Genomic DNA, 24,217 nt, shown 5'->3' on the forward strand with positions numbered 1-24,217 from the left:
TCTCATTATTAGTGTGAGTTAAACTCAGATTGCTCTACTTGAATCTCAGTCATTACCTAATAGTAACGTCTAGACGTCTAGAAAACTAGCAATCGATGATTAATTTTTAACAAAATCACTATAGCATTATTTTTGACAGCGTTGTCATTATTTATTTAACTTTTTTTCAAAAAATACAAATTAATTTTATTCAACTTCCTCCTGAGAAAGCATCATTTGTATTCACACTGCTCATTAAGTAGATTTCTAGACATCCATACATCCAAAGGAGAGAGGCATGACACAAATACATAACTTGGGTTTTCCCCGCATCGGAAAAAAGCGCGAACTAAAATTTGCCATAGAAGCATATTGGGCAGGCAAGATCACACAGGATGAACTGATTGAAAAAGGACGTGAAATTAGAGCGCAAAACTGGAAGTTGCAGGCTCAAGCTGGCGTAGAGCTTTTACCCGTAGGGGACTTTGCTTGGTATGACCATGTTTTAAATACAAGTTTATTGCTCGGAGCCGTGCCTGAGCGCCATCGCAACCATAACGAAGAAATCAACTTAGACACGCTATTTCGTATTGGTAGAGGTAAGGCCCCAACTGGGTGTGCCTGCGCCGCCAGTGAAATGACGAAATGGTTTAATACTAATTACCATTATATTGTACCTGAGCTAGAACAAGACCAAACCTTTACGCTATCTTGGTCTGAGCTATTTGAGCAGGTTGAAGAAGCACAAGCGTTAGGGCATCAGGTTAAACCTGTGCTGGTAGGCCCCGTTACTTATTTACACTTGTCAAAATGTGCTAAGGAGCCATTTGAGAAGTTGGCTTTACTTGAACGTATTTTGCCAGTGTATCAACAGGCTTTAAGTAAGCTTGCAGATTTGGGCGTTGAATGGGTGCAAATTGACGAGCCAGTCCTTGCTTTGGAGGTCAGCGATGACTATCGTGCGGCACTAAAAAAGAGTTTTGAGCTGCTGTCAGGTCGGGGTGTAAAGCTACTACTGGCGACTTATTTCGACTCAGTGAGTGATTATCTTGCAGACATTAGCGAATATCAGGTTGATGGCGTACATTTTGACTGTGTCGCAGGCCAGTATGATATTGCGCAATTGCATGAGACATTGAGGCCTGAGCAAGTACTGTCATTAGGCGTTGTTAACGGTCGAAACATTTGGCGTGCTGACTTACAAGCTCTTTACCAGAGTATTTTAGATGTGGCGATTAAGCGAAAAGGTAAACTTTGGCTTGCGCCTTCTTGTTCACTATTACACACGCCGGTTGACTTAGAGCAAGAGACGAAACTTGATAGTGAGCTACGTTCATGGTTGGCATTTGCGACCCAAAAAGGGCAAGAGCTGGCACTGTTAAAACAAGCGTTAGTTACTCAAGATGAACAGCTTCTGGAGGAATACTGTGCACCAGTTAAAGCACGGTTGACTTCATCACGTGTTAACAATCAAGCAGTTCAGCAGCGCGTAGCTGCTTTGACTGAGCGTGATGGACAAAGAAATAGTGAGTTTGCTAAGCGTATCGAAGCACAACAAGCATCCTTATCTTTGCCTTTATTACCAACGACAACGATAGGATCGTTTCCACAAACCAAGGCTATTCGTGCAGCAAGGCGTGATTTTAAAGCGGGTAATCTGTCATTTGAGCAATATCAAGCGCAAATGGAGGCTGAGATTCGCTATGCGGTGGAGGAGCAAGAGGCACTGGATTTAGATGTGTTGGTGCACGGTGAAGCTGAGCGTAACGACATGGTTGAGTACTTTGGCGAATTGCTAGAGGGCTTTGCGTTTACTCAATTTGGTTGGGTACAAAGTTACGGTTCACGCTGTGTAAAACCCCCCGTTATTTGGGGAGATGTATTCCGTCAAAAGCCAATGACAGTGGCTTGGACCAAGTACGCACAGTCACTGAGCGAGAAAAAGATGAAAGGCATGTTAACAGGGCCTGTGACAATCTTGTTTTGGTCTTTTGTTCGCGATGACTTAGACAAGCCCAGTATCGCCAACCAAATCGCATTGGCCCTCAGAGATGAAGTGGTTGATTTACAAAATGCTGGCATTGATATTATTCAAATTGATGAACCCGCATTTAGAGAGGGGATGCCACTTAAGGCGGGTCAGTGGCAAAGTTATTTGGATTGGGCGGCGTATGCTTTCAGAGTGTCAGCCTGTGGTGTTGAAGACAAAACTCAGATCCATACGCATATGTGCTATGCCGAGTTTAATGACATTATCGCAGCGATAGCGGATATGGATGCCGACGTTATCACCATTGAAACTTCTCGTTCAAACATGGAGTTGCTAGCGGCGTTTGAGCACTTTGATTATCCGAATGATATTGGACCAGGTGTGTATGATATTCACAGTCCTAATGTACCAGACGTGGATTGGATGAAAGCGCTGATACATAAAGCGGCTCAGAAAATTCCGGTACAGCGCTTATGGGTTAATCCAGATTGTGGCCTCAAAACTCGGGCTTGGGAAGAAACTCGTCAGGCGTTGGCCAATATGGTGAGCGCTACCAAGGAGTTGCGTAACGAACTTGGCTAAGTCCATTTTTAAAAATAAGCCCATATCAACATGGGCTTTTTCATGATACGTCTGCTCTGAAATGTATCAACATTCTTAAATCGACAGGGTCATTTGGGTATTGTCGATTAGAAATTGCATGGCCTGTTTTGCTGGCAGCGGTTTAGATACCATAAAACCTTGACCGAACTGACAGCCTTTGCGTTTTAACAATGCCCATTGTTTTGGGTTTTCTATTCCTTCAGCTACTACTTTTAAATCAAGTGAGCGCGCGAGCGACAAAATGGCGTCGACCAGCGGGTTTTCTTTGTGGGTTAATTGATCCACAAAGCTTTTGTCTAACTTTAATACGTGAATGGGTAATTGGTGCAGATATCCTAAGGCAGAATAGCCCGTACCGAAGTCGTCCAAATAGAGTTTCACACCTAGGGGTTCTAAGCCTTGGATGATTTTGGTTGCAAGCTTAAGGTTTTCAATCAAACCAGACTCGGTGATCTCAAGACACAATGCCCCATTGGGAAGTTGATAGTCTATATAGAGTTGCTGCATGTAAGTCACAAAATCGAGGCTGGCAAAGTGCCTTGATGAAACATTAACGGTGATTCGAATCATCGGGCTGCCTTCTTGACGCCAGCTGTGCAGTTGCTGTGCAGCGAGCTTGAGTAAATGCAAATCCAATTCGATGATCTGTCCGGTTTGCTCAGCTATCACGATAAAGTCATTGGGTGGAACCAAACCGTTTTTGGGGTGATGCCAACGTACTAGGGCCTCAAAGCTCACAACATGGGGATCATTTAGCGCAAAGATAGGCTGAAAGTAAAGTTCAAACTCATCGTTTTGAATACCATGTTGCAGATCGTTCTCTATATCTGCCTGACGTTTGAGTTTTTTTCGCATGGCGTTATTGAAATAACACACTTGGCCTCGGCCTCTAGATTTTGCTTCATACATTGCTGCATCAGCCTGTTGTAGCAATGTGATGGCGTTGTCTGTGGCATCATCAGTAAAAGCTACGCCGATACTGGTGGAGGCTTGTAGCACGTGACCATCGATATACAGTGGCTTGGCAATTGCCTCATTGATGCGCTCAAGCGCTAGAGACACCTGCTCTTTATCTTTGACATTCTCAATGAAAATAGCGAATTCATCGCCACCGAGTCGGGCAAAGGTATCAGTGCGACGGATACAGCCTTTGATCATGTTAACTATGGCGACTAAAAAGCGATCTCCTACATCGTGACCTAACGCATCGTTAATACTCTTAAAGCGATCAAAATCCAAATATAGTAAGCAATGTGAGCTGTCCTCATCTTCTCTATCTAAACTCAAGATGGCGTGCTTTACACGTTCCAGCAGCAAATAGCGGTTGGCAAGTCCAGTTAGCTCGTCATGTAGTGCTCTGTGTTCCAATGCCTGACGTGATAGTTGTCTGTCGATCGCCATACTCACTTGACGACTGATGTAAGTTAAAATAGACAAGTGATGATGGTTAAACGCTCTGTCTTGTGTGTAGCTTTGGATAACGATCACGCCTTGAAACTGGTCATTCACAGCAAATGGCACGCCAAGCCAAGACTTAGGTGACTGGCCCACCATTTGGAAATTACCCAACTCAATATGGCGTTCAAACTCTCGGGTATTACACAACAAGGGTTTGCCCGAAGTTAAGGTAAAGTAAGAGGCGGTGTGTTTGATCTGTGCCTTAGTTACTCGCTGGTGCGCGTTACATTTAACTTTGCCCTCAATCAGGTAGTCAATTTCGAGAATATCACTGTATCTGTCATATAAGCCGATAAAAAAGTTTTCAGCAGGTAACTGACTGTTAATGATCTGATATAACTCATCGTAAAACGCCTCTAAGTCCAGTGAGCGATAGGTAATATTGGCGATTTTTAACAAACACTGCTCTAGTTGCTGTGCTTGATTGAGTTGCTCTATTGTTTTTGTAAGGTTGTTGAGGGTTTTTACCTGATTAATTTTAGCGCTCAGCAAATGTGCAACCGTAGACAGAATTTGTAGATGTCCTTCTGTGAAATAATCGCGTTGTGGGTGTTCACAATCAATCACGCCAAGGAGGGTGTTTTCATACACCAAAGGCACACAGATCTCAGACAAAGCAGGTCTTGAGTCAGCGATATACATCGGCTCGACCGATACGTCTCCAGAGACAAAAGCTTGCCTCGTTCTGGCGACATGTCCTGTTATCCCCTGCTCAATGGGAATTTTGGTTTGTGCAACTTTATAATCATTACTTTGGTGAGCAACACCCATGCTAGCGACTTCTTCTAAAAACTCACTCTGTTCGTCAGCAAGGTAGATCACACAATCAACAAAACCCAGACGGCTTACCACCTGAGAAGTGACATAATCAAATAATTCATCAAGTTGCGTGATTTGCAGCAGGGATGAAGAAAATTGATTAATGATGCTAAGCTGCTCAGTTTTTGATTCTAGTTTGTTGTTTGAAAGCATTCACATCACTCATATATGCAATTAAGACCAATTTAACTTACTTGTAAGACAAACGACACATTATTGCGCAAAAAAAAGCATTTTAGAAACAAATAAGCTGTTTGTGGCGCGTGGATGAGCGCAAAAACTTTACTCTGGGGTGTTAACTGCCTATGATCGGGCAAATTCAGCCGTGGAAAATAGAGCAATGACAAGTACAGTAAACACCCTTACGATTACTCGACCTGATGACTGGCACGTGCACCTGCGTGACGGAGTACAACTTAAAGATACCGTTAGAGACATTAGCCGCTATATGGGTCGCGCTATAATCATGCCTAACTTAGTGCCACCGGCTACGTGTACACAAACCGCGTTATCTTATAGAGAGCGTATTATGGCCGCACAGCCACAGGGGAGTTTTACCCCGCTGATGGTGCTTTATCTCACAGATAACACTACACCAGAAGAAATTAAAAAAGCCAAAGCAAGTGGTCATATCGTTGCCGCTAAGCTTTACCCTGCTGGAGCAACCACCAACTCAGATTCTGGTGTAACTGATATTGAAAACATTTACCCAGTGCTTGAAGCAATGCAAGAAGTGGGAATGCTATTGTTGGTTCACGGTGAAGTAACCGACTCAGCGATTGATATTTTCGACAGGGAAAAGATATTCATTGAGACCAAACTTGCTAAAGTCGTGACAGCATTTCCAAAACTTAAGATTGTGCTTGAGCATATCACCACTAAAGATGCGGTTGAATTTGTTGAGAGTGCTTCAGATAACGTTGCTGCCACCATCACGGCACACCACTTGTTGTACAATCGAAATCACATGTTGGCAGGCGGCATTAGGCCACATTATTATTGTTTGCCAATATTAAAGCGCAACATTCACCAACAAGCTTTGATAGCGGCTGCAACAAGCGGTAATAAAAAGTTTTTCTTAGGTACTGACTCTGCACCTCACGCTAAGGATAAAAAAGAAGCCGCATGCGGCTGTGCAGGAGCTTACACTGCACATGCAGCACTAGAGCTATATGCTGAAGCGTTTGAAGATGCGGGCGCGTTGGATAAATTAGAAGGGTTTGCTAGCCATTTTGGTCCTGACTTCTATGATTTGCCACGCAATTCAGACACTGTGACGTTAAAGCGTGAAAGCTGGAGTGTTCCAGAAAGTTACCCTCTAGGAGATAGCCATGTGGTGCCAATTAAAGCTGGTGCAGAAATATCTTGGAAAGTAGTCTAACTGTAATCGCTAATAACCTGAATTAAATAAAAAAAGCGCACTTATTAGTGCGTTTTTTTATTTAATAATATTATTTAATTATTAATTTTGCTGGTAATTTGTACTGTTGGTCATTTTATATGTTAGGCTTAGAATGCTTTGAGTTTTTGCTGTTCTATGGATGTAAGAGTTGCGGTAAGGAAGCTTCATTAGCTACAAGTTAATGAGCGTAAAGTGTTTTTTGCTGTATTTATTATTCCGACGGGTTGCGGCGCAAACTCAGGGAGGAAGCCTTTAAGGCGAGTGTTAAATTGATCTGACTTACAGGAATAATAGGTATGTCTAATTCTAAAACAGGTAAAGTAAAGTTTTTTAACGAATCAAAAGGCTTCGGCTTTATTGAACAAGAGAACGGTCCTGATGTGTTTGTACACTTCAGCGCTATTTCGGGCGAAGGGTTTCGTACCTTGAGTGATGGCCAAGCAGTGTCGTTTGATATTAAGCAAGGTAAAAAAGGCCCTGAAGCAGAAAATGTAGTTGTGTTATAACTTCACTATACCTGAGGAGTAACGTTCTGTTGCTCCTATTTTATTCACACTTCTAATTATTTTATCAGAACCACGTAATATAATTTGATTTATTATATTTATATGCAAAAATATAGTAATTGAAATATGAGTACAAACCTTTCAATTTTTAATTATATTATACCTTTTTTAGGTATCAACCTGATAATTTAAGAGAACAATCAATGCGAGAAATTAAATCTTTTATCAAATCTGCAAGTTTTACTGAGTTGGAAAAAGCAGCTGAATTAATAAATGACGCGATTGAGTCTCAGCGTGAACAGCAGCAAGTAAAAGAGGAAGTATTAGCACTGATCAAGGAAAAAGGTTTAACCCTTGATGATCTTGTTGCTGGCGCACCAGTAGATAAACGTGCAAAAGTTAAACCTAAATATAGAATTGAAAAAGATGGTGAAGTCTTCGAATGGACTGGCCGTGGTAAAACACCAAAAGCATTTGTGGGTGTTAATTTAGATGACTACACCATCTAGTTGAAAAACTAAGCAAGCATATTTTTAAAAGGCCCATAATGGGCCTTTTGTCTCGAAGCCTAATTTATTATGTGTATAATCGTGCAATCGTTTCTCAGTTTTCAATATTGAGAGGTGCGTATCTATACGCTAAGACCTTATCAACAAGAAGCCGTTCAAAATACCATTGCTCATTTTCGAGAGTGTGATGACCCCGCTGTTATTGTATTGCCAACCGGTGCTGGAAAGAGCTTGGTTATTGCAGAATTAGCACGCCTTGCGCGGCATAAAATTCTTGTTTTAGCACATGTAAAAGAGCTGGTGGAACAAAATGCGCAAAAATATGCCAGCTTTGGTTTAACAGCAAGTATATTCTCGGCAGGGCTTGGACAAAAGAGCCTTCGTGAGCAAGTTACTTTTGCGAGTGTGCAATCTTTAGCACGAAACTTAACGTTGCTCACAGACTATTACTCTTTGCTCATAATTGATGAGTGCCACCGTGTGAGTGGTGAAAGTGATAGTCAGTATGGCAAGGTCATTAAAGCATTGAAAGCTTATAACCCACATTTGAAGGTGCTGGGTCTTAGTGCTACGCCTTACCGACTGGGTATGGGATGGATTTATCACAATCATTACCATGGTTTCATTAGGGGAGCGCCAGATAGTCCGTTCAAGCGTTGTATTTATGAATTGCCTTTACGTTATATGATAAAGAATGGCTATTTAACACCACCTAAAGAAGTTAATCCGGCTATTAGTCATTATGATTTTACTTCTCTAAAAAGCGATCAATTTGGCAGGTATTCCCAAGAAGACATGAATACCTTGTTATCAGCTCAGACTCGTGCAACTTTTAGTATTGTTTCTCATATTATCGAACAGAGTAAACAGCGTAGTGGGGTGATGATATTTGCAGCGACCGTGATGCATGCAAAAGAAATATTTAGTTATTTACCCCAAGATAGTGCGGCATTAATTATTGGTGAGACAGAAACTGTTAACAGAGATAATATAATTAATAATTTTAAGAATAAGACGTTAAAATATTTAGTAAATGTATCTGTATTAACTACAGGGTTTGATGCGCCTCATGTTGATCTGATTGCTATTTTACGTCCGACTGAATCGGTGAGTTTATATCAGCAAATCGTTGGCCGAGGATTGCGCTTATCGCAAGGAAAAAAAGATTGTTTAGTACTGGACTATGCGGGCAATGACTTTAATTTATTTCACCCTGAAGTGGGCACAAAGAAGCCAAACTCTCAAAGTGAGCCGGTACAAGTTATATGTCCAGGCTGTGGTTTTGCAAATATTTTCTGGGGTCAGCTAAATGAGCAGGGAGAGCTCATTGAACACTATGGACGTCGATGCCAAGGGCTATTAGGTGAGCCGCCCGAGCAGCAACAGTGTGATTATCGCTTTCGTTTTAAAGAGTGTCCGGCATGTGGCTGTGAAAACGATATTGCAGCACGGCAATGCTGCGAGTGCGGCGAAGTCATGGCTGATCCTGACGATAAGCTACGAGCCGCTTTAAATTTAAAAAATGCTATGGTGCTGAGGTGTAGTGGGTTGAGTGTGACCTTACTCAAAGCACAACAACTAAAAATTACCTACTTTGATGAAGATGGCGCAAGTTGTGATGAAGTTCATGACTTAGCGAACCCTAAAAGCCGCTATGTTTTTAATCGTGATTTCAGCCGGCGGCTGAAAGGCAGAAGTACACAAGTGAGTTGGAAAAGTGCAGAGCAAGTGTATGAGATGTCTCATCTATTAGAAGCACCTGACTTTGTTGTGGCCAAGCAGCACAAAAAATACGGCTGGCAGGTTAGTGAAAAAATATTTGATTACCAAGGTCAGTATAGAGTTGCCGATAAATCCTAGAACCCATTATCTGGGCTCTAGGGTTAGGCGAACTATTCAGATGCCATTATACCCCAACCATCACCATAACCTTCATGGCTATTTGCGATGCTTTCTAGATATTGTTCTGTTTGGCCAAGTAACTGATGTTCAGGCACCATTTTTATTGATGTGATCACTTCCCATACACCAGTGTCTTTACACTGCTGTAATTGGGTATGTGGTGCAAGCTCGTCTTCAGCTATCGCTTTTATAAAAGACTCAGCCTGAGGCTTTTGCTCAAAGAGAATGAAAAAATCGACCGTGTGAAACTGCGTAAGGTCAATGCCTGCTTCTGCCATTTCTGCTAGAAGTTGGCCGTTATCATCATCTGGGAATTGCATATTTAGGTCCAAGTAACTCAATTATGGTTATTGTCGGCTATTCGCGAGCAAATAAAAAGAGGCAAGGAGAAATTAGCGCTTGATTGCGCATGTAATGTTCATAGGGCGTTGTGAATGAATATGGTAGAATGTGCCCAGTTTTAGATAAGGAATAGATGGTAAGTGTTTAAGGCCGTTATATTTGTGCTGCTTGCAGCACTTGTTAATATACATAGTAAAGCTCTGGCGCAACCTCAGATGCAAGAGCACTGGCAATTGCAGCATATTGATATAAAGGGCGTGGAGAGTGAGTTAGAGGACAATATTAGTCGGTATATCAGCCACTACTTAGAACAACCATTTGAGCAACAGCAACTAGATCCAATGCGCCAAGCTGTTGAGCAAGCAATGCAAGCACTTGGCTATTATCATAGTCGGCTTTCTTTCATTGTTACACCAAGCAACAATACGCTACAACTCAATATTGAAATGAGTGAGCCACTGAGCTGGAATGAAATTGCAGTCAATATGATAGGTCCAGCACAAGATGACGACGCGTTACATAACTTACTTGCAGATTTACCTATAAAAGTAGGGCAAACGGTGCGTCACGATCTCTATCAACAGGCCAAGTCGAGCTTAGAGAGCCTGCTGCTAGAGCGCGGCTATTTTGATTTTAAATGGCAACGTAGTGAGTTGTTGATTGATAAAGGTGCACGTACAGCAATCGTTAATTGGCAACTTGACGGAGGTAAACGCTATCGTTTTGGTCAGTTGCAAGTGAGTCAAAATACAAAAGCAACACAATACATCCGTTCTTTAGCGACATTTAAACAAGGTACACCTTTCCAAGGCGCATTGTTGTCAGACTACACTCTAGCACTAAATGCCACTCCCTATTTTCGCTCTGCCAAAGTTTATCCGCAGCTAAAAGACCGCCACGATGGGGTACTACCAGTGCGGGTCGATGTGCAAGATAAGCCTGATAATAGTTTTGAGGTCGGTGGCGGATATAGTACAGATTTAGGGGCAAAGGCTCGTTTAAAGTGGAGCAAGCCTTGGATCACTGATGATGGGCACTTTTTAGAAAGCAACCTGTCTGTGTCTGAGCGTCGCCAGGATATTACGGGTAGTTATACTATCCCAGTTGCAGACCCAAATAACGATGTTTGGCGCGTATTGAGTGGCTATCAATTCAACGATGATATTCAAGAAGGGATCAACAGCAAAATATGGAACATACAGTTACAGCGACAATGGTTAACGGATGATAACTGGATCCGCACGGCTTTTATCAAACGCGAGCATGAGAACACGGAACAAGATGGTGAACGCTTCGAAACCGAAATGCTACTGCCGGGGATAAGTTATGCCAAAAAGCAAACAAAAGGGGGGACAACCCCATATTGGGCAAATGAACGATTACTATCATTGGAAGTTGCCAGTGATTCATTGGTGTCATCGACATCGTTATTAAAAGCACGATGGAACAATGCTTGGTTGCGCAATTACCAACAACAGCACTTTGTGATCAGCCGCATTAACCTTGGGGCTATCGTTGTGGATGATATTCATGAAGTGCCGTTTAATATGCGCTTTTTTGCAGGTGGCGACCAAAGTATTCGAGGTTTTGCTTATCGCTCTATTGGTCCAAAAGAAGACGATAAGGAAGTGGGTGGTAAGTATCTCGTAACAGGCTCTTTGGAATATAACTACCAATTTTTGCCTAGCTGGCGTGCGGCCGTGTTCATCGATGCGGGTACCGCCACAAACGACTTTTCGGAAAAGTGGTCTGTGGGCGCTGGGTTTGGTTTTCGTTATATCACCCCTGTGGGCCCCATTCGTATTGACCATGCATGGGGGCTGAGTAAAGAAAGTAAAAGTACCCGTCTAAGTATTGTTATAGGACCAGAAATTTAATGTCTCTTATGTCACGCTTTAAAAAAATACTCGGTGGTTTTGCGGCTATTGGGGTGGTTATTTTTTGTATTGTTGCGACCGCGCCGGGTCACCAATTACTGGTGGGGCTGGCAAACAGTACGGTATCTGGGCTGAAGGTCAAGCTGGCAGATGGCCGATTGCTATCAGGCACTCAAATAGACATAGATTATCGTAACGAACAGTTAGTCTTTAATGCGCAGGCGCTTAAGGTGTCACTGGAATGGTTTAGCTGTGCAACGCTTTGTTTAGATATATCAGCCGAGCAGCTAAAAGTTGCATTAAGCAGCACAGCGCAGGCTGTCGATGAGCAATCACAAAAAACAGCGCCTATCAGTTTACCATTCTCCATTGGGATTAACGATTTTAACGTGGCACATATCGATGTGGCCTATGATCAGCAGGGCTTCAATATTGAAAAGCTGCAAAGTGCAGTGCAGCTACAAGAGTCACGTATCAATGTTAGCAAACTGCTTGTTGAGCAAGTGAATTTAAAGCTACCTGAAACAACAGAAGATAAGCCTCAGACTATACCCAGCAGTTTAGCGGGGTTAGCACTTGCACCTGTGGTTGTCCCTTTAGATGTAACGCTTGAAGATCTAAAGGTTGGAGAAATACAGGTCGTGCAAGGCGAACAAACGACCGTGGTTAATGAGCTGGTACTGCAAGGTGAAGTAAATTCACAGCAACTTAAATGGCACACACTGGCGGCAAAAGCGATGGGAGTAAGCGCAGACTCACAGGGCACGATAAGTTGGTCCAAAGCATGGCAGTTTCAAGTGGATACGTTATTAGATAAAGATGATAACCAGTTGCAAATAGGTATGTCTGGCCCTCTGTCTGACTTGAAATTGGAAGTAACAAGCCGCGGGGCTTATCCAAGTGAACTGCAAGGTAAAATAGACTTAACTCAGCAGAACTGGCCGTTTGATATAAAGCTAGTGGCGCATTCTTGGCAACTAGATGAATTGCTGCAAGCGCCATTGGAACAGTTACATATTCAGCAAGCCTCAATGGATCTTAGCGGTAATGTTAACGATTATTCTGCAAAACTAGCGCTGACTGGACTTACTGCCCCACAAACGCCTATCAATCTTACGACGCAGTTACAGGGGACGTTGAGTGGCGTTAACATCAGTGCTGCACGGTTACAATGGGAGGAGTCAATCTCAACATTGGCAGCACAACTGAACTGGCAGCAAGGAATAACAGGAAAAGTCGACGCGCAGCTTAGTCCACTGCCAATAAATATGTTTTTACCGGACTATCCTAATACGGCGCTTAGCGCTAACCTGAGTGCGGATTTTCGTGTAGCTGGTAAGCAATGGCAGGTAGATGTAAATGCATTAAAGGCGTCTGGGAAGTTGCTTGGCAAAGACCTTACAGCCCATGCTCAACTCAGTCTAGATCAGCATTTGCAGGGACAGCTTAATAGCCTCACTTTGAACTATGGACCAAGTAACTTACGGGTGTCAGGTAAGCTTGGCAAAGCGCTTACTTTATCTGGAAAAATTGATGTTAATCACCAGCATGATGCATTGATTCCAGTAGATCTGATCTCCACTGGGGACGTGACAATTAGTGGCGCTCACAATGCGCCAAAAGTGACAGCAAATATTGATATTAAACAGTTTGGCTTTGACAATTTGACAGCTAGGAATGTAAAGCTGGAGGTGCAAACCAATCGCGCCACAAATTGGGAAACCGATGCGCAGATCAAAGCTCAGTATATTCAGTATGGGGCTTCGCAAGTGAGTAATGTGCACTTGTCACTAGATGGGGATATGACACAACATACATTGGAGATAGGCACAGAAGGTGACTTGCAGGCTTCGCTTAGCATCAACGGCGGGTGGCAAAAACAACAATGGCAAGGTGTGCTCAAGACTGCACAACTGAGTTATCAACAACAAATGTTGACCTTGCTGGAGTCTGCGAAGATCAAGGTGTCACAAGATTTTGCTCATGTAGATAATCATTGTTGGCAACTTGTGAGCAGCAAAGTTTGCGTTGCTGGCAAGCAGGATCTAATCAAAGGTACAGGAGACGCCAAGGTCGACGTACGCCAGCTTTTGCTCAAAGACATCAATCATTGGCTTGCTGATAAAGCACAACTAGAAGGGTTTGCTCATGGTGCGCTGTCAGTGGCTTGGCAAGGTGGGCTATTGGAAAAGGTGAACGGTCAGCTACAAATGCAGCAGCTAAAGGTGCATAGCCAACATGAAGGACAAACACACACGTTGCCCGTTGAGAATTTGACCACCCAACTGAGCAGCAACAACCAACTAGCAACGTTGGATTGGCAAGTTAATTCATCTGTACTGGGGCGCGTTAAAGGACTACTAGAGTTTCCATTACTTGCGAAAAGTACAGACTCGGTTCGAGCTACGATAGACATTGTGCACATGTCGCTTTCGCCGCTGGCGCCTATTTTAAGCAAAAACCTCAAACAATCGGTAAAACTGGCGGGCAATATTAGTGGTGATATTACGCTATCAGGGGATGTGCGTAGCCCTGAGGTGTCGGGTGAGGTTAATATTTCTGACATAGCTTTTGCTACACCAATTTCTCCTATTTCTCTGGTTTCTTCGACATTGGGCGTTAAATTTGATGGCAAACAAGGTTATCTTTCAGGACAGTTGCAAGGTGTGCAGGGGGGCAGCTTGGCGCTAGATGGATTTATGGTTTGGACGCCACAGATAACTGCGCGTATTACGGCTAAAGGACAAGATTTTTTACTCTCACCCGAAGCTGATGTGGAATTGACAATTTCCCCTGATATCACGGTTGATTATAGTAATGAACAAGCTTCGGTCGTCGGTAAATTACTCGTGCCCTTTGGTCGAATTGAAATCAAAGATATCCCAGCAGGGGCGGTTCAAGTATCCGAGGATCAAGTTATCGTCGATGCGCAAAAAGAGCGAGAGAGCCGTTCACCTATCGCTTATTCAATAGATGTTGATGTGTTAGTGGGCGATGATTTCAGAGTAAAAGCATTAGGTTTGGACAGTTACATTACCGGTCACTTAGATGTAACCAAGGTGCCCGCTAGAGCAATATTGGCAAGTGGTGAGTTATCACTTCTTGAAGGGCGTTATCGTGCTTTTGGTCAGGATCTACTAATAAAAACGGGGCAAATAGGCTTTAATGGAGCTTTGGATAAACCCTATTTAAATGTACGTGCCATACGTAATCCAGAGGTGACTGCCGATGGCGTAGAAGCAGGCATTGAATTGTCTGGCAGTATTAGTACGCCGCGATTTTCGATTTATTCACAACCCGCAATGGACCAGTCACAGGCACTTGCATATCTACTCAATGGTGAGCCGCTTGGTGAGGGGGAAAGCTCAAATAATGCAATCCTCACGCAATTGTTACTATCGCAAGGTTTAAATCGTAGCGAAAACCTAGTGGCCAAGACAGGAGAAAAACTAGGGTTTAGCGATGTATCACTCGGTGCCAGAGGCAGTGGTGACTCGACAAAGGTTGAAGTGTCTGGGTATCTGACTCCAAGTGTACAAGTCAGTTATCGTGTGGGGGTATTTGACTCGTTGAGTGAAGTGGCAGTGCGCTATCGAGTGTTTTCAAAGCTTTATATAGAAGCAACCAGTGGTTTATATGACAGTATTGATTTACTGTATAAGTTCGATTGGGATTAATAGCGCCAATGCTTCCCTGAGACCACAAAAATAATAAAAAGGAATACACCATGTCTATCTATCGTTACTTAGCAATCGGTATGTTGACATTGCCTGCAATGCAGGTGGATGCTAATGAGTTCAAAGCACCCTATGAAATAGTGGCACAGGCCAGTGATTCGGCATGGCGAGTGGTGGATATTGAAAATGTCTTAAAAATTCAACTTGCGACAGGTGCGCTTTATGTTGAGCTTAACCCACTTCTTGCCCCCTTGCACGTTGACAATATCAAGCAACTTGCCCGCGAACGTTTCTATGATGGACTTAGTGTGTACCGGTTTGTAGAGGGGTTTGTTGCACAGGGAGGTGACGAAAGTGCTAAAAAACAGCCGCTTAAAGCTAAAAAACAACTAACTGCAGAATTTATCTATAAAAGCAAAACACCACTTAACATTACCACACTCGATATGGTTGACGGTTACGCACAGCGTACAGGGTTTCTAAATGGTTTTGCCGTTGCGCAAAATGAGAGTGGTACGCACACTTGGCAAACCCACTGTACAGGGGCTTTTGCTATGGCTCGGGAAGACGGCCCAAATTCTGGCGGGACTGAGTTTTATGTGACGCTTACACCACAACGTTATTTAGATCAAAATACCACGGTATTTGGCCAAGTGTTGCACGGTATGGAGCATATCCAAAAGCTTGATCGCAAGCCTGAGTCAAATAAGGAGTTTAACCCAATCACTAGCGTGAAAGTGTTAGCTGATATAAGCAAAGAGGATAAACTGAGGTTTAAAGTATTTAATACTGACACAAATGACTTTAAAGCGCTGATAGCAGCAAGAAAAAACAGGCCAGAGGCTTGGTTTGTGGCCAAGCCTGACTATGCGGATGTGTGCGCAATTAAAGTGCCAGTGCACAGCTTCATTGCCGATTAGTACGGATCTGATATGCGGTGCTATCTTGGTTGCTGGAGCGATAGGGGTTGATATCTAAGCCACCTCGTCGAGTATACCGAGCGTAAACATCGAGTTTTTCAAAGTCAAAGGTGTTCATCAGTTCACAATAGATACGCTCGACACATTGTTCATGAAACTCGTTATGACTGCGAAAAGAAATGAGATAGCGCAATAGTGACTCACGACAAACTTGGGTGCCCGTATAGGAAATGACAATGCTGGCCCAATCTGGTTGTGATGTGATTAAGCAGTTTGATTTTAATAGGTGACTGTGTAGAGTTTGGGTCACTATGTTTGTGCTTGCTGCTTTTAAGATCCCAGCCTGAGGGCTGTATATATCTACATCAATATCAAGGTCATCAATACACTCACCGGGCATTTGAGTAAATGGCAAACAAGCATAATCACTCGCTTTATATAGCGTCACTTTAACTTGTGTATTGGCAGCTTTTGATAAGTCTTTTGTTAGGATATTTTGTACGGCTTCGGCACTTTCAAATCGGCTTTGGTTGAAGCTGTTTAAGTACAACTTAAAAGACTTAGATTCAATAATATGTGAGCTTTGGCAAGGAAATACAAAGCTTGCTACAGCAACTTGTGGCTTACCTTTTAGGTTTAGCCATGATAGCTCATAGCCCGTCCAAGTATCCTCACCTTTAAAAGGCAGGGCTGATTCTTCAACACCAATTTGATCACGGTTAAGCTTACGCGCAATAGGGTGTAGTAAAGACGCATCATACTGTGATGCATACTCAGTCGTTTTACCTAATACAGAGGCTTTAAGTTCAGGGGCGTTTGTGTAATCTGTCATGTTTCACCATTTGTGGTTACAATGGCGACATTATAACGGATCCCAACACGGTTGGCAGTATATGGCTATAAAGCAAATTTTATCCCAATTACATGAAAACTTTTCGGCGCATTATCAACATGCACATCAGTCATTACCTTGTATGTACTATGACCCTCAATGGCCAAGTCCTTGTGAAGTCGGCGACCCCATTGATAATGAACGTATTCAATGGCAAGCCTCAGCGCAGCCCGACACAAATAACTTGCAACAACTGGCTGTAGCATTAGAGTGCACTTTCCCTGACGAGTTGGATGAGTATTACAGCACGTTTTTTGCGGGTAATGTTGTTGCAAAGGTAGATGGACATCAAATTGAGTTGCTTCAGGCTTGGAACCAAGAAGATTATGAGCGACTACAGCAGAATATTACCGGCCACGTTTTAATGAAGAGAAAGTTAAAGCAAGAAGAAACCGTATTTATAGGCCTGACGGAACAAGATGACCTGTTGCTTTGTGTAAAGCTAAACAGTGGTGAGGTGTGTCTCGAATATGTAGGGAAACCACCACACCATGTATTAGCCCCGAGCTTAGCGGAGTTTTTACAGCAAGTCAGGTTCTAGTTTATTGAAAATCCCAAGAAATATTTGATACCAGCTCACAGCTGTCACAGCGAAAATCAAACAGCCCAAACCAAGGTTCGCTCAGAGCCCACTCGCCATGACAGCTTGGGCACTTGCGTTGCTTTTCTGCTGCTAGGCTTTCACCGCCAACGCGGTAAAGATAGTAGTATACGGGCTTTTGCGTTAAGAAGCGGATACGCTTTGAGAGATCCATGCCTCGTCTGAATAGATCACTATTGATACTTGATATTTCTTCCAGCGCGGCAAACTCACAGCGCGTTGCGCCATTGATCTGAATTTGGTCACACGCTTGCCAATCTTCTTGCCATTTTATGAGGGCTTTATAGTCACCGTTGGCGATAGCGGGGATCTTGTAAAGTGGTACCGGTAGAAAGTCATCACCACAATATAATGGACTACATGTGTGTACATATGTGGTATATAAAATATAGCTAGAAGGCTCAGTGCATTGATCGGCCCCATTCGCATGGATATCTTGCCCGATGACCTTAACTTTGGGTGCTAGCAGTCCGGCTTTTTGCAATTGGTCAATTGCATGTTTTACAAAAGGGCTGTGATTTAGCGGGTGCAAGGCATCTTCCAGCGGACACATTACCCGAGTGATAAAGTAACCATCTTTTAGCACAGTTGGAAATTCATCACCGATGATCTGACCATTAAAGCGAAGCGCATTAACCACTCGATTGATGGCAACTTCAGCCATATCGAGGGTTGTATCTTGATAGCAATCGAATGTTAAGTCTACTACAAACATATTAACCCTTCTCCATTAGGGCTAGTAGTCTATCAAGCTTTTGCTCTATTCTATCAAGCTGGCTCTGGGAAGGCGTATCTTGCTCTGAAATTGGCTGCAAAGGCTGTTTGACTATATCTGGGTTATTCTTATAGGCACTAAGACCTGCGATGATTACAGGCATGGGAACCGAGCCATTTAAACGGGCTTTGGTTAATGCAACACTTGGGGTTTTTCCTTCTACAACTAAGTCCGCTATTGCCTTTTGTACTGCAGGATGCATGCGCTTTACTCCACACAAATAAAGCGCATCATACCATAGCTCAAAATGTTAGCGTAGCATGGCATCTAGTTCATCAATCAGTTCGCACCAATCAGCATCTTCACGCAGGGATTCTTCGATAAAATGTCGCTGCCCTTCATTCCAAAAGGGGGCTTCAGCAAGCAGCATATCGTCAGCAATGCGATGCTTATGAATGAATTGTGTGATCTGATCAGGTGAGTTGTCTAACCCTAATTGAGCAAATAAAGTGGCAAGATTGTGCTTGCTGGTATCCATAAATCACTCCGTAAGTTGCCTAAAAAACACTCTGTAACTATAGTAGACAGTGCACTTAACAACAATCCGTTTGCCCTAATAACAACAACATAAGGGGACATTATGCGTGTTCTACAACAACAAAACCTCGCAGTGAAATATCTAACACCAGAAGATATGCGTGTTGCAGCAAGCCTGTTATATCAGGCGTATCATGACGATGATGTGTTGCGTAGTGTGCTATCTGCAAAAGACGACAGTAGCTACGAAATGAAATTGAGAGCTTTTATTAGAGAGGAGCTAGCAAGCTTTGGGCAGGGGCGTCAGCCGATGGTGGGTTTGTTTGACGGCGCTAATTTATACGCAGTTGCATGTGTACTTGAGTCAGAGACAGAGCTACAAGCATCGCGGTATTGGCATTGGCGTTTGCGGTTAATGCTTAGTGCAGGATATCTGCAAACCCAGCAATTAATCGAAAAAGAAAACACCATCAGAGACGCGTTAGAAGAATATGGACACTACTACTTTCTTGCCTTTATTGCGGTTGACCCACATGTGCAAGGGCAAGGGCTTGGGCACTACTTGCTCAGTGGGTTAGACGATTTGATCTCAAGCAACAAAGATATCAGCGGCATGGCTGTTTTTATTACGCAAACGGCCCAAAAAGCATTCTTTTTAGGTCATGGTTATCAGGTAATAAAGCAGCTTTCGTTTGAGAAAGTGACAGGGGAGTTATTATTTAAGAAACAACAACCAGACGGATCGGAAAATTAGGTGTAAGACTTTTCCTACATGAATGTGCGCTAAGGTGTTTTGTACTGTTGTCATTTGTCGTTTTTTTTACATTAAGCCATTGTAATGAATGTGTTTTATTATTTTTGCAAAAATATTTCAGTGAGAAAGTTCTCTTTTTTGCCTTTTGAAGCACGAATAACCGCGTAGACTTAATCATGTCAGGACGACAAAGCGATTAGGAATCGTCAAAGGAGTGGAGTGCAGAGGGTAAGGTAAGCTGCAATTGCAAGGAGCATAAGGGAGCAAGGATTGAATTAGGAACTCACAGGGAGTGAGGGTATATCAGGAAGATATACGCAAGGACGGTAGGACAAGCACATGGCGTGCGATTAAGGAGCGCTCAGGAAGAGTGAAGAGGAATGGCCAAGTCGGCAAGTGGATAGGTCACAGGAAGTGGCATGGAAAGCAAACAAGGAAGAAAACAGGGGTATGTCAGGATGTATACCCGTTCAGGGGATGAAAAAAAAGGTGGCTTCACGCAGTGGGAATGGAAAACCCATCATGGATGTAGTCAGAACTAGGCGCGACAGTGGTTGCGCCTTAGTTTTTTCTAGCACTTTATTATTCAGCTCAACATATCATTCATTGGCCACTAAAAACCTTTTCCATTAGCGTAATAGAGCCTTGCTGTGGGTCGACTTTGCATTGAATACCCAGCGGCAGCACAATTTGCGGGTCGGTATGGCCGAAATCTAAATTGGCAATCACCACTAATTGGTCGTTATTAAACTCTTCTTTGACAACGTTTAGCACCGTTTCTTCCAATACATATTGCTCATGTTCACTATAGTCTCTTGGTCGGCCAATTAGCAGGGCACTGAGTTGCTCAAATACTCCCATTACGCCATAATTTCGCAACCAGTAACGTATGTACTCCACTGATGGCTTCTCTTGTGAAGTTTCCAAAAAGAGTACTTTTTGCTGCCAGAAACTGGAATCTGGCCAGTAATCTGTGCCTTTAAGCATTTCTAACACTTCTATACAGCCGCCAAATAATCTGCCAGTTGCGGGAGCATTCCCTTGTAACACTTGTGGCCCGCGACTTTTAATAAATGGATGGCATAGCCCCGTATGGGCCGTGTTTGCCCAGTCTGGATAGCCATGACAAAAGTGACTAAATGTAGGAAGTGTGCGGGTGGTTGGGTTAGTGGTTAAAAATGTCTTAAGGTAGTTTTGATAGCTATCATCAAAGTTGTGTAGTTGCGCGAATCCAGCCATCACTGACGGACCGTTGAAGGTAACGATACCCGATTGATTCAATGTTGCCGTCAAGCTGGTGCTGTCTGAGTAGCCCATGTAGAGTTTTGGGTTTTGGCTGATCATGTCCAAATCTAAATACTTCAATATTCGCGCTGAGTCAGAGCCACCAATAGTGGCTATGATCGCGTCCACTTCTGGGTCTAAAAACGCAGCGTTGATATCATCGGCACGTAGCTTGGGATTGTTAAATAGTTTGTCAGCATCCATCGTGGCGGTGGGGTAGGGTTTAACTGTGAACCCAAGGGCTGTTAAGTTGTTAATGCCTTGCTGATAAATATGTGGGAATGTAGACGGTCCTCCCCAAGATGGAGAAACAACGGCAATAGTGCTGTCAGAGTGCAAATAAGATGGCTTTTTCACAAGCGCTATCCTTAGTCAGCAAAAGATTACAAGAATAAGCGGCTATTATATTGGAATCAATATAATTCTAAGTACTAGGATGCCATACGATGTGGCGGAATATCAGCTTTCATTAAGCGGCTATTTTCAAGGTGTAATACGCCCTGATAAACGGTTTCACCATCGGAGCTGAATTCAAAAATAAACTGGCTTTTTATACCAGGCTTACCACTTTTGAGTATGCCTAGCCGACGTTTTTGGCACGCTACACTCAGAAGCTGAACTTGCAGCTTATCAGCTTGATGTTGGGCGTGATCTTTAGCCGCTTCAGCGGCCTGTCGAGAGGTCCAAAATAGTGCTATTACCGCACCTACGAAAATAAAAAGCCAAAGTGTTGCCATCTATGAAAATAACCTGCCAATTGCGCGAGACAAATCATCACTGCGATTTTCTGCCCTTAGAATGCCTAAAACATGTGGGCGCAAAGATGGAATTGCAACTAGATCTGCAAAAATACTTGCAAATAAGCCCTCTATTTTTGTGTTCTGAGCAGCTGACTCCAAAAATTTAAATAGGCGCTCTGAGTCTAAAAAGACTTCCCAACAGCGTCCAGCCAAAGTGAGTAAAATGTCAGATTCTCTGCCGTACTCACTGCTCAAAATAGTGTCAACACTTTGTGCCAACAAGCCTTGCGCATGACTGCCAGAGATGGCTCTGAGGTTGCACACTAGCTCATCAAGATTATTTTCACGGATACTGTTATTTATTTCATTTTGTAGCTTCTCTGAGAAACGGATATCGATAGCAACGTGTTCTAACATTGCGCTCAGAGGTTGTTTCACTTCAAGCGGGAGTGAAGCCCAAATGGCTTGTAAGTTTTCACTATTTTGACCATGATCAAGGCGAAACGCAAAGTCAGCAAGGCCTTGAACAGCAAGGCTTTGCCAGTCATCAGCTGGCAATTTGCCAGAAAAGTACAGCTCAGTGTATTCATAATATTGCGACGCAGGGCGTTTTAGCTCGGTTTTTAACAAGGCATTGAAAGCGGCTAATTTATTGGCATTCGGTGTAAAAACATAGGGGTTATTATCAAGTTTTCCGTCGGCTTGCTGGCCTGTTAACTCGGTTCCCAAAGCTTCTAATACCATGCTTGCAAAGTGGTCGCGGCTGGCTACTATCAGCTTGCTTTGCTCATCAAGTGGAAATTTTAAAAACCACACATACGGGTCAACGGTGGCTTGGTTATCCCAAAATTGAATGGCCAGTAATGCATGTCCACCAAGCGGGTATGGGTAGGGGGCTTGTGTTGTTTCAATTTGCGCAAAGTGTTGTTTGTCGATTTTCGTGATCCTGCGGCCAATATCATATACTCGCCACTGTGTGCCCGCGGCACTCAAAAGTTCGCCTAAAGTAGAAATTTGCGCTGTCATGATTCACCCACTTAATGATTAGAGCGCGAGATTATACCTGTTATTCGCATCTCTGATAAGCAAGCTATGGGTAAAGAATGGCAGTTTAGGTATAATTGCGCCATTAAAAGGTATACAGAGTTTTGATAATGAACAGTTCGTTTCATCAACATGTTATGAAACTTGTCCAAGAGTTGGAGCAAATACTTAAGTCTGCTTCACTTTGGCAAACACAGCCAATAGACCCAAGCTTGCTGCAATCTGCCCAGCCATTTTGCTGTGATACTTTGCGCTTTGAACAGTGGCTACAATTTATATTCATTCCTAAAATGTTACAACTTCTCAATCAACATGCTGATTTGCCAAGGAATATAGCGCTAACACCGATGGCTGAGGTCTCATTATCTACTCATGGCCACGTTGCAAGCGTTAAGCATATTCTTTCAAGACTAGATGAGAGCTTGTCAAAAGGTGAAATATGCTAGAGATCATTTATCAAGACGAGAATTATGTCGCGATTAACAAACCATCGGGCTTATTGGTACATCGCTCCTTTTTAGACAAACGAGAAACGCAATTTGCGATGCAAATGCTAAGAGATCAACTTGGTCAGCATGTTTTCCCTGTACATCGTTTGGATAGGCCAACCTCGGGTGTGTTACTGTTTGCTTTGAGCTCTGAGGCAGCACGTGATATGAATCAGGTATTTATCGATGGCAACATTGAAAAGCGCTATCTAGCACTTGTTAGGGGGTTTGCGCCTGAGTCTGTCTATCTGGATAAACCTCTTAAGGAAGAGCTAGATAAAATAGCGGACAAATTTGCGGATCAAAACAAAGCGCCGCAGGAAGCGCAAACGCAGTTTAATTGCCTACATCAAGCCAGTTTGCCTATCCCATTCGGGAAATACCCGAGTATTCGATACTCTTTAGTGGAGTGCTTTCCAAAAACAGGGCGAAAGCATCAAATTCGCCGCCACCTAAAGCACTTATCTTACCCAATTATTGGTGATGTGAATCATGGTGATAACAAACATAATCACTTCTTTTTTGAGCACTTTGGATTACAAAGGTTGATGTTGTTCGCAACTTCACTTAAGTTTGTTCATCCTTATACGAATAAAACCATAACGATTAAAGCGAGCCTAGGTGAAGCTATGTTGTCTATTTGTGCGCAATTGGGCTGGCCAACTACTGAAAAGGATTACGAATAATGGCGTCTGTGTCTATTTTTGTGGGTAGTGTGTACGGCAATGCCGACAACCTAGCTATCGAAGTTAAAAATAAGCTAGAGGGTCTTGGTCACCAAGCAGCTGTATACGAAGGGGGAACGATGGAGCAGCTGCAAAATGCCAGCAATATTTTGTTTATTTCCTCGACAACAGGTTCAGGTGATTTACCCGAGAACTTACAACCTCTGTTTATGCAGATGCAAAGCCAGTTTCCAATGCTTACCAATAAGAAAGTCGGTGTGATTGGACTGGGAGATATTAGCTATGGAGAAACATTTTGTGGCGCAGGGCGGCAAATTGATGCTTTGGTTCAAGAGCTTAATGCGACCATTCCCATTGAGCGCCTAGATATCGATGCGTGTGAGCATTTTGAACCGTGGGAGCCTACAGGCCCATGGCTCATGCGTTGGGCTGCACACTTATAATAGCAGCCTCATGCTATTATGTTGTAGCTACATAATAGCGGACAGCGAA

General features: G+C 43.2%; 22 protein-coding genes. 13 read left to right on the top strand and 9 right to left on the bottom strand.

Annotation, left to right across the window (positions count from 1 at the left end; translation table 11 throughout):
- Positions 1–277: 277 nt before the first annotated feature.
- Complete coding sequence (gene metE, locus L1070_RS12525; RefSeq protein WP_237125790.1) at positions 278–2,551, top strand: 5-methyltetrahydropteroyltriglutamate--homocysteine S-methyltransferase; 2,274 nt, start codon at positions 278–280, stop codon at positions 2,549–2,551.
- A 75-nt stretch (positions 2,552–2,626) separates the two neighbouring features.
- Here metE and L1070_RS12530 read toward each other — a convergent pair whose 3' ends face one another.
- Entirely contained in the window at positions 2,627–5,002 is a 2,376-nt protein-coding gene (locus tag L1070_RS12530; RefSeq protein WP_237125791.1) for an EAL domain-containing protein, read from the bottom strand.
- Between the two features lie 187 nt (positions 5,003–5,189).
- Here L1070_RS12530 and pyrC point away from each other — a divergent pair, with 187 nt between their 5' ends.
- The 4 genes from pyrC to L1070_RS12550 all read left to right on the top strand — a co-directional run bounded on the left by pyrC (position 5,190) and on the right by L1070_RS12550 (position 9,126).
- Positions 5,190–6,230 (top strand): dihydroorotase, encoded by a 1,041-nt coding sequence (gene pyrC, locus L1070_RS12535; protein ID WP_237125792.1) that lies wholly within the window; start codon positions 5,190–5,192, stop codon positions 6,228–6,230.
- Positions 6,231–6,547: 317 nt separating this feature from the next.
- A complete protein-coding gene (locus tag L1070_RS12540; protein WP_070986653.1) occupies positions 6,548–6,757 on the top strand; it encodes a cold-shock protein in 210 nt (69 codons plus the stop codon).
- Positions 6,758–6,960: 203 nt separating this feature from the next.
- Positions 6,961–7,266 (top strand): H-NS histone family protein, encoded by a 306-nt coding sequence (locus L1070_RS12545; RefSeq protein WP_070986654.1) that lies wholly within the window; start codon positions 6,961–6,963, stop codon positions 7,264–7,266.
- A gap of 114 nt (positions 7,267–7,380) precedes the next feature.
- A complete protein-coding gene (locus tag L1070_RS12550; protein WP_237125793.1) occupies positions 7,381–9,126 on the top strand; it encodes a DEAD/DEAH box helicase family protein in 1,746 nt (581 codons plus the stop codon).
- 32 nt (positions 9,127–9,158) lie between these two features.
- Here L1070_RS12550 and L1070_RS12555 read toward each other — a convergent pair whose 3' ends face one another.
- Positions 9,159–9,488 (bottom strand): ribonuclease E inhibitor RraB, encoded by a 330-nt coding sequence (locus tag L1070_RS12555; RefSeq protein WP_237125794.1) that lies wholly within the window; start codon positions 9,486–9,488, stop codon positions 9,159–9,161.
- A gap of 162 nt (positions 9,489–9,650) precedes the next feature.
- Here L1070_RS12555 and L1070_RS12560 point away from each other — a divergent pair, with 162 nt between their 5' ends.
- The 3 genes from L1070_RS12560 to L1070_RS12570 are packed head-to-tail and all read left to right on the top strand — an operon-like array spanning position 9,651 to position 15,984.
- Positions 9,651–11,387: a BamA/TamA family outer membrane protein gene (locus tag L1070_RS12560; protein WP_237125795.1), complete on the top strand. Its 1,737-nt coding sequence runs from the start codon at positions 9,651–9,653 to the stop codon at positions 11,385–11,387.
- Positions 11,387–15,064 (top strand): translocation/assembly module TamB domain-containing protein, encoded by a 3,678-nt coding sequence (locus L1070_RS12565; RefSeq protein ID WP_237125796.1) that lies wholly within the window; start codon positions 11,387–11,389, stop codon positions 15,062–15,064. The genes L1070_RS12560 and L1070_RS12565 overlap by 1 nt, the downstream gene beginning before the upstream one ends.
- A 50-nt stretch (positions 15,065–15,114) precedes the next feature.
- Entirely contained in the window at positions 15,115–15,984 is an 870-nt protein-coding gene (locus tag L1070_RS12570; protein ID WP_343221757.1) for a peptidylprolyl isomerase, read from the top strand.
- Here L1070_RS12570 and queF read toward each other — a convergent pair.
- A complete protein-coding gene (gene queF, locus L1070_RS12575; RefSeq protein ID WP_237125797.1) occupies positions 15,971–16,816 on the bottom strand; it encodes an NADPH-dependent 7-cyano-7-deazaguanine reductase QueF in 846 nt (281 codons plus the stop codon). The genes L1070_RS12570 and queF overlap by 14 nt on opposite strands.
- A gap of 61 nt (positions 16,817–16,877) precedes the next feature.
- Here queF and syd point away from each other — a divergent pair, with 61 nt between their 5' ends.
- Positions 16,878–17,417, top strand: a complete 540-nt coding sequence (gene syd / locus L1070_RS12580) for a SecY-interacting protein (protein WP_070986661.1) — start codon at positions 16,878–16,880, stop codon at positions 17,415–17,417.
- Between the two features lies 1 nt (position 17,418).
- On the opposite strand, the gene L1070_RS12585 is transcribed toward syd, so the two are convergent.
- From L1070_RS12585 to L1070_RS12595, 3 genes are read right to left on the bottom strand one after another with little or no spacing between them, the layout of a single operon-like run.
- Complete coding sequence (locus tag L1070_RS12585) at positions 17,419–18,192, bottom strand: Zn-ribbon-containing protein (protein ID WP_070986662.1); 774 nt, start codon at positions 18,190–18,192, stop codon at positions 17,419–17,421.
- Position 18,193: 1 nt separating this feature from the next.
- Positions 18,194–18,454: a hypothetical protein gene (locus L1070_RS12590; protein ID WP_070986663.1), complete on the bottom strand. Its 261-nt coding sequence runs from the start codon at positions 18,452–18,454 to the stop codon at positions 18,194–18,196.
- Between the two features lie 48 nt (positions 18,455–18,502).
- Entirely contained in the window at positions 18,503–18,730 is a 228-nt protein-coding gene (locus L1070_RS12595) for a DUF2789 domain-containing protein (RefSeq protein WP_237125798.1), read from the bottom strand.
- A gap of 102 nt (positions 18,731–18,832) precedes the next feature.
- Between L1070_RS12595 and L1070_RS12600 the strand changes: the two genes are divergently transcribed.
- Positions 18,833–19,483 carry a GNAT family N-acetyltransferase gene (locus L1070_RS12600; protein ID WP_070986665.1) on the top strand — a complete coding sequence of 217 codons (651 nt, stop codon included), beginning with the start codon at positions 18,833–18,835 and terminating at the stop codon, positions 19,481–19,483.
- Between the two features lie 603 nt (positions 19,484–20,086).
- On the opposite strand, the gene L1070_RS12605 is transcribed toward L1070_RS12600, so the two are convergent.
- From L1070_RS12605 to L1070_RS12615, 3 genes are all read right to left on the bottom strand, one after another.
- Positions 20,087–21,124 carry an LD-carboxypeptidase gene (locus L1070_RS12605; RefSeq protein WP_237125799.1) on the bottom strand — a complete coding sequence of 346 codons (1,038 nt, stop codon included), beginning with the start codon at positions 21,122–21,124 and terminating at the stop codon, positions 20,087–20,089.
- Between the two features lie 74 nt (positions 21,125–21,198).
- Positions 21,199–21,504, bottom strand: coding sequence for a DUF3301 domain-containing protein (locus L1070_RS12610; RefSeq protein ID WP_070986668.1), 306 nt, complete (start codon positions 21,502–21,504; stop codon positions 21,199–21,201).
- The gene (locus tag L1070_RS12615; protein WP_237125800.1) at positions 21,505–22,533 is read right to left on the bottom strand and encodes a DUF3549 family protein; all 1,029 of its coding nucleotides are present in this window, start codon (positions 22,531–22,533) and stop codon (positions 21,505–21,507) included.
- Positions 22,534–22,661: 128 nt separating this feature from the next.
- Between L1070_RS12615 and L1070_RS12620 the strand changes: the two genes are divergently transcribed.
- Genes L1070_RS12620 through L1070_RS12630 form a run of 3 tightly spaced genes read left to right on the top strand, consistent with a single transcriptional unit; the run spans position 22,662 to position 24,168 of the window.
- Positions 22,662–22,997 carry a YqcC family protein gene (locus L1070_RS12620; protein WP_237125801.1) on the top strand — a complete coding sequence of 112 codons (336 nt, stop codon included), beginning with the start codon at positions 22,662–22,664 and terminating at the stop codon, positions 22,995–22,997.
- Positions 22,991–23,725 carry a tRNA pseudouridine(65) synthase TruC gene (gene truC / locus L1070_RS12625; RefSeq protein ID WP_237125802.1) on the top strand — a complete coding sequence of 245 codons (735 nt, stop codon included), beginning with the start codon at positions 22,991–22,993 and terminating at the stop codon, positions 23,723–23,725. The genes L1070_RS12620 and truC overlap by 7 nt, the downstream gene beginning before the upstream one ends.
- On the top strand, positions 23,725–24,168 hold the full coding sequence (locus L1070_RS12630) for a flavodoxin (RefSeq protein WP_237125803.1): 444 nt from the start codon (positions 23,725–23,727) through the stop codon (positions 24,166–24,168). The genes truC and L1070_RS12630 overlap by 1 nt, the downstream gene beginning before the upstream one ends.
- Positions 24,169–24,217 lie beyond the last annotated feature (49 nt).

The organism is Pseudoalteromonas sp. MMG022, from assembly GCF_021654245.1.
GTDB classification, from domain to species: domain Bacteria; phylum Pseudomonadota; class Gammaproteobacteria; order Enterobacterales; family Alteromonadaceae; genus Pseudoalteromonas; species Pseudoalteromonas amylolytica.

Bases quoted from the DNA above. Each gene is read 5' to 3' on its own strand.
- L1070_RS12540 (WP_070986653.1), top strand. From the start codon at position 6,548: ATGTCTAATTCTAAAACAGGTAAAGTAAAGTTTTTTAACGAATCAAAA.
- queF (WP_237125797.1), bottom strand. From the start codon at position 16,816: ATGACAGATTACACAAACGCCCCTGAACTTAAAGCCTCTGTATTAGGT.
- syd (WP_070986661.1), top strand. From the start codon at position 16,878: ATGGCTATAAAGCAAATTTTATCCCAATTACATGAAAACTTTTCGGCG.
- L1070_RS12545 (WP_070986654.1), top strand. From the start codon at position 6,961: ATGCGAGAAATTAAATCTTTTATCAAATCTGCAAGTTTTACTGAGTTG.
- metE (WP_237125790.1), top strand. From the start codon at position 278: ATGACACAAATACATAACTTGGGTTTTCCCCGCATCGGAAAAAAGCGC.
- pyrC (WP_237125792.1), top strand. From the start codon at position 5,190: ATGACAAGTACAGTAAACACCCTTACGATTACTCGACCTGATGACTGG.
- L1070_RS12530 (WP_237125791.1), bottom strand. From the start codon at position 5,002: ATGCTTTCAAACAACAAACTAGAATCAAAAACTGAGCAGCTTAGCATC.
- L1070_RS12600 (WP_070986665.1), top strand. From the start codon at position 18,833: ATGCGTGTTCTACAACAACAAAACCTCGCAGTGAAATATCTAACACCA.
- L1070_RS12630 (WP_237125803.1), top strand. From the start codon at position 23,725: ATGGCGTCTGTGTCTATTTTTGTGGGTAGTGTGTACGGCAATGCCGAC.
- L1070_RS12615 (WP_237125800.1), bottom strand. From the start codon at position 22,533: ATGACAGCGCAAATTTCTACTTTAGGCGAACTTTTGAGTGCCGCGGGC.
- truC (WP_237125802.1), top strand. From the start codon at position 22,991: ATGCTAGAGATCATTTATCAAGACGAGAATTATGTCGCGATTAACAAA.
- L1070_RS12555 (WP_237125794.1), bottom strand. From the start codon at position 9,488: ATGCAATTCCCAGATGATGATAACGGCCAACTTCTAGCAGAAATGGCA.
- L1070_RS12585 (WP_070986662.1), bottom strand. From the start codon at position 18,192: ATGTTTGTAGTAGACTTAACATTCGATTGCTATCAAGATACAACCCTC.
- L1070_RS12610 (WP_070986668.1), bottom strand. From the start codon at position 21,504: ATGGCAACACTTTGGCTTTTTATTTTCGTAGGTGCGGTAATAGCACTA.
- L1070_RS12570 (WP_343221757.1), top strand. From the start codon at position 15,115: ATGTCTATCTATCGTTACTTAGCAATCGGTATGTTGACATTGCCTGCA.
- L1070_RS12595 (WP_237125798.1), bottom strand. From the start codon at position 18,730: ATGGATACCAGCAAGCACAATCTTGCCACTTTATTTGCTCAATTAGGG.
- L1070_RS12590 (WP_070986663.1), bottom strand. From the start codon at position 18,454: ATGCATCCTGCAGTACAAAAGGCAATAGCGGACTTAGTTGTAGAAGGA.
- L1070_RS12620 (WP_237125801.1), top strand. From the start codon at position 22,662: ATGAACAGTTCGTTTCATCAACATGTTATGAAACTTGTCCAAGAGTTG.
- L1070_RS12565 (WP_237125796.1), top strand. From the start codon at position 11,387: ATGTCTCTTATGTCACGCTTTAAAAAAATACTCGGTGGTTTTGCGGCT.